General features: G+C 33.0%; 6 protein-coding genes. 1 reads left to right on the forward strand and 5 read right to left on the reverse strand.

Going from position 1 to position 4751, the window contains the following annotated elements; genetic code table 11:
• Positions 1-248: 248 nt before the first annotated feature.
• Both ACXJH6_RS09120 and ACXJH6_RS09125 read right to left on the reverse strand, forming a co-directional pair.
• Positions 249-452: a hypothetical protein gene (locus tag ACXJH6_RS09120; RefSeq protein WP_456471449.1), complete on the reverse strand. Its 204-nt coding sequence runs from the start codon at positions 450-452 to the stop codon at positions 249-251.
• Positions 453-498: 46 nt separating this feature from the next.
• Entirely contained in the window at positions 499-1395 is an 897-nt protein-coding gene (locus tag ACXJH6_RS09125) for a replication initiation factor domain-containing protein (protein ID WP_456471450.1), read from the reverse strand.
• A gap of 100 nt (positions 1396-1495) precedes the next feature.
• Between ACXJH6_RS09125 and ACXJH6_RS09130 the strand changes: the two genes are divergently transcribed.
• Positions 1496-1696: a hypothetical protein gene (locus ACXJH6_RS09130; protein WP_456471451.1), complete on the forward strand. Its 201-nt coding sequence runs from the start codon at positions 1496-1498 to the stop codon at positions 1694-1696.
• Positions 1697-1730: 34 nt separating this feature from the next.
• On the opposite strand, the gene ACXJH6_RS09135 is transcribed toward ACXJH6_RS09130, so the two are convergent.
• The 3 genes from ACXJH6_RS09135 to ACXJH6_RS09145 are packed head-to-tail and all read right to left on the reverse strand — an operon-like array spanning position 1731 to position 4463.
• Positions 1731-2780: a zonular occludens toxin domain-containing protein gene (locus tag ACXJH6_RS09135; protein WP_456471452.1), complete on the reverse strand. Its 1050-nt coding sequence runs from the start codon at positions 2778-2780 to the stop codon at positions 1731-1733.
• Positions 2781-2784: 4 nt separating this feature from the next.
• Complete coding sequence (locus ACXJH6_RS09140) at positions 2785-3087, reverse strand: hypothetical protein (RefSeq protein ID WP_456471453.1); 303 nt, start codon at positions 3085-3087, stop codon at positions 2785-2787.
• Positions 3088-3101: 14 nt separating this feature from the next.
• Positions 3102-4463: a hypothetical protein gene (locus tag ACXJH6_RS09145; RefSeq protein WP_456471454.1), complete on the reverse strand. Its 1362-nt coding sequence runs from the start codon at positions 4461-4463 to the stop codon at positions 3102-3104.
• Positions 4464-4751 lie beyond the last annotated feature (288 nt).

The following is a 4751-nucleotide window of genomic DNA, read 5'->3' on the forward strand; positions in this document are numbered from 1 at the left end:
TCTGAATAATCCACAAACGACCCCCTGAAACAAAAAAAGGGAGCAAAAAGCCCCCTTTGATTAGCGGTTAATAACTACTTCGCAACCCTTTTGAAAAGTTTGATAACATAAGGTACAGCAAGAAGAACCGCCGCGATTGATACCATCGTTCCCCAATTGTCGGTTATTGTGGAACTAATGGTATTAAAAATTTGGCTTAAATCGAGATTGAAAGATGCGCCACCTTCCATAAAACAACCCCCTTTCTTTTATTTATTTTTCCCAGCGAAGTTTTCCGCCGAGAAATACAAATCATTAAGAGATAATTTTACATTAAAGAAGATTTCATCACCGACAGCCTTCCCATTATTACGGGAATAAACACGACAAACCGAACCGTCTTTTACTTTTACAATGTGAATATATCCTTTTTTTGTTTCCTGGATATCTAAAATTTTACCAGATACTACCATAACGACCCCCTAAATTTTATATACATATTTTAAAAAAAAGAAAATCTCAAGTCAAGCAAAATTTCATATCTTTATTGTATTTTTTTTCACCCTCAATTAAAATCTCATTAAAAATTTCAGGATATTTAACAGCCACAAAATAAAGACTTTTAGAAACTTGTCTTTTTAACCACCCGACCACATCGGGAGAACGCAAAACACGAGAAGAACCAACAACTTTTTTTAATTTATTAAACAGCAAAACCCATTTATCCCAAGTCTTAAAGTTGTAAATCCTGGATTTATTTTCCTTTTCCTTAAATTCAATATAATTTAAAAAAACCCCTTTTATATCGTTGACCCTGCCTTTTATAAACATATCAAACATTTTTCTTGCAACTCCATTTTTAAACTCAAACTCAATCCTAATAAATTCAGGAACAACTTTACCCGTTTTTAAAAAAATTTCTTTTGATTTTTCGTAAATTCGCAAGAAACTATCAGACTGACGAGAGCCAAAGTAAAGAGTCCGAGCCTGAATCTTATTCTTTTTTGAATTTATAAAAGAAGAAGAACGAAAACGAGAAACAAACAAATCAGAAAAATATTTTTCCTGAATTTCATTAAATCTAATCAAATTAGTATCTATGCATAAATCGAACCTTGAAACCTTATAATTATAATCTTTCATAAAATTTAAGATATTTTTAAATCCAATATCTTGAATTGCAGAAGAAGAAAAGGAAAGATGAATATAATTCAAATCAGGAGAGTATAAAACAAGTAAACCATTTTGATAATAAATTCCGTGAGCAAAACCATATTTACCAGAACCAAGACGAGAAGGAGAAAAATTCCGAAAATATAAAGTGATTTCCTCTAACTTTAAATGCGCTTGTTTAATTGAATTAAAGAAAAGGGAAAAACTCAACCAATCAACTTTAATCTTATTGAAATGAAACATATGCGACCCCCTGAAATTTTAAAGTTGTAATAGCGCCCCCGTATAACCCGACGGGAGCGCTTATATTATACAAAAAAATTGTGAAAAACGCAAAAACCCGATGGAAAACGCTAAAAACCTGATGGAAAACGCTAAACCCCGACCGGTGGAAAACTACCGTTTCCCACCGTTCGGGAGCGTTTCCCACAGGTTTTTTAAAAGCGTTTCCCACAGGTTTTTTAAAAGCGTTTTTCACAATCATTCTTTAAAAATATCAATAGTTAAAAATTTAATAGTTTTTGAAAAAAAAACAGTAAAATAACCTATACCAAGACCAATAGCGAAAGCCGTATAATTCATAAAAAACCCCCAATATAAAATTTTTCCTTTCCGTAAACAAGCATTTTTTTTGAATAGTCAATAAAACAATCAGAACCTTTATCCAACGGCTTGAACTCAAGCCATTTATATGATTTTTCTATTTCTTCTCCAAATTCTTTAATTGTTTCTAACAAAAATTTTTTAGAACCATCAGGAAAAGTTATAACACCCCTAATAAACTTCTCAATTTTTTTTGGTTGCAAAGTATCATAAATAGGCTTACTATTTATGATAGAAACATCTTTCAAGCCCGCCTTACCAGGAACGACCCCCTGACAGCGAGCAACCACTCCCTTTTTAGGGAGTGGCTTTTTTTGTGGTTTATGGAAAAAATGTCCGTATTTAAACCAAATAATAAACGCAACAATAAGATAAGACACGAACCTTGCGAATTTGTGCCAGACGATAGCGCGCCTTAATCTTAAACCAAAAGGAAGTTTTTTTGCTTTCGCTTTCTCATTGTCCATATCAACACGAGCGAAAGTGTCATAAGCAAGAGCAACCTTTTTGTTAAGTTTAAAAAATTCAGTCCCAGCACGAACTCCACCAGAGAACTTTTTAACAATAAAGAAATTAGGAAGCCTGAAAATAAATACCTCTAATTGAGAAGCATTTACACATTGAATAATAATCCCTGCAAGTCTCCTAAATTGAGTATCAATATTCTTTTTATCCTGGGTTATCGCCCACAAATCAATCCCTTGTTTTCTATGTTGCGTTAAAAATTCTAAAAATTCCCTATTTCGTCTCTGCCATTCCCTTGAATTGTAATAGATTTGAATTTCATCAAGAATCAAAAGACAATTACTCTTATTTTTCGCCCATTCTCCGAGATTTTCTATTTCTTCAGCAGTAATAAAATCAAGCCTCTTGTATAATTCAGGATACTTTAATTTTATATAAGGAAGATTTAACTTAATATTAGTATAAACCTTGTCATAGTAATAATACTCACCCTCAACGAGTGTTTTCACGGCATAATAGGTTTTACCAGAACCAGGGATTCCCTCAATAATTGTAATCATAAAACTACCCTATAAAAGGAATAATTTTCAAAGTCCACTTTGCAACAAGAACAGCCATCATAAAAGTATAGTAAAAGAACAGAGAAAAAAGGATAAAATCAAGCGGTATGAAGTAATTTACATAAGGGAAAATATTTTGAAAAGCGTCAGACGACAATAAAAACTCTGAAATATAATCACTAATAACAGATACGGCTTTAGTTAGCAAATAAGTTGTCGGGAAAACGGTTGACATAGTGCCAAGAACTACACTAAACCAATTGATTTTTGAAGAGCCAGAAGCAGGGCAAGTTAAATTATCAGACATAAAACACCCCCTTTTTAATCACCTGGAGTTAATCTTTTGATAGTCGAAATTAACAGCATATATGAAAAAACCCATTTTAACAAAGAACGGAGAGTCTTTACAAAATTATCAAATTTTTCAGTATCTAAAAATTTTTGATTAGAAAGATTAACAGAAGTAAAATTCAATTCCCAGACAGGTTTTTCTTGAGATAAAGTTTTTGCAAGATTGTATAAACCCTCAAAATGAGAGTGAACAGCGTCAGAGATTTTATTAAACACTTCCTCAACCTTATTATGTGCTTCATTTAAACTGTCCTCATCATAAGAATAATCCTGAACTTGACCAGAACCCGAAGAATTGTTGTCGCTATCATTATTGTTATTGTCATTGTCGTTATCCTCAAAAGGATTATTGTTATCGTCTCCGTCCGTATTGTTTGAACCGTCATCACCCCCGCCGTCATTTTGATTATCAAAGCATTTTATCCCGTCCTGAAATTTTAAATTAAAACTTTCAACACCATTCAAAACGAGATAATAAGACGACAAATATTTCCCCGTTAAATCTTTTATATGCTTTTCAATCGCCCAGAACGAACCCATAATATTTTGACTTTGTATGTCAATAACATAATAATCAGCAGTTATACAGTGAGACGCCTCATTCCAATAATCAGGATTTACGAACATAAAATAAACATCAGGAATTATCACTTGCGAATATCCACCCGCGCTGTCATCGCTTGTGTATATACCACCACCCGACAGTTGCACAACCCAAGCGAGAATAACCGTTGTGTCATCAGATTTAACAAGTTTTTTCACTAATTTAGCAGTTTGTCCGTTCGAATAAACAAACTTGAAATTATCGCAATTAACCCCGTAAACCTGAAAAATTACATCAGCGTACAAATCAGGAACAGGATAAAGTTTCATATTAGCGATTTCCTCATAATTACAGATTAACGCAAGATTTATATTAAACCCGCCCCAATCTCCGCTTTGACAATAAAAATTTATGTGATTATTGCATAAAGCAGTATCTAAACGATAAGCCCCGCAGTAATCCTGCGGAGTTGCCTCATCGGAGTTATCAAACCCTACTATATAGTCAAAATCATTTATATGATTTTCATCATTTTCAGTTAAAGAAACAGAAGTGCCACCAAGAAGCGAACAACCATTCTCGGTTTGCAAGTTTGAAGCATTGTAAGCGTATTTTACCTTATAAACATAATAAGTATCGCAAGCGTCTTTTTTAAGGATTTTAACATAGTAATACCTATAACCAGAAGAAGCGTTGCCATACGGAGATTGATACCAAAACTTTGAAAATCCGTTTATTCCAAAGAAAAAGAAAAATAAAAGATAAATTTTAAAACGAGACTTAATCATTTTCCATAAAAAATACAAATAAAGAAAAAGCCACAACCACAAGAGAAAATCCATATCAACCCCCTAACCATTTAAAAAGGGATTTTCCAACAAGAAAACCTGCAAGAAACGACACAACAGCGATTAAATCTTTTAGAACAGAGAGAATATTATTAAGAACTTCTGAATAATCCACAAACGACCCCCTGAAACAAAAAAAGGGAGCAAAAAGCCCCCTTTGATTAGCGGTTAATAACTACTTCGCAACCCTTTTGAAAAGTTTGATAACATAAGGTACAGCAAGAAGAA

The sequence above is a fragment of the Caminibacter sp. genome, from assembly GCF_053999135.1.